We start from the raw sequence: 237 nt of genomic DNA on the forward strand, positions 1-237 counted from the left end.
CGCCGGGCGATCTCGAAGGCGCCCTGGTCTTCGATGACCAGGCCCAGGATACCGGCGGAACGGCTGACAATGGTCGCCAGGTCCTTGTCGCTGTAGAACTCCAGGCGCTGAACAATGCCGAAACGGTCCCGCAAGGGGTTGGTCAGCATGCCGGCACGGGTGGTGGCCCCCACCAGGGTGAAGGGCGGCAGGTCGAGCTTGATCGAACGTGCGGCGGGCCCCTCGCCGATCATGATG

The 237-nt window shown here is 66.2% G+C and carries 1 pseudogene; it reads right to left on the reverse strand.

The window, feature by feature from the left end:
- A pseudogene (locus SB765_RS33610) lies at positions 1 to 237 on the reverse strand (Holliday junction branch migration DNA helicase RuvB); the annotation flags it as partial.

The sequence above is a fragment of the Pseudomonas sp. SIMBA_067 genome (assembly GCF_046534675.1).
In the GTDB taxonomy this organism is placed as follows: Bacteria; Pseudomonadota; Gammaproteobacteria; order Pseudomonadales; family Pseudomonadaceae; genus Aquipseudomonas; species Aquipseudomonas putida.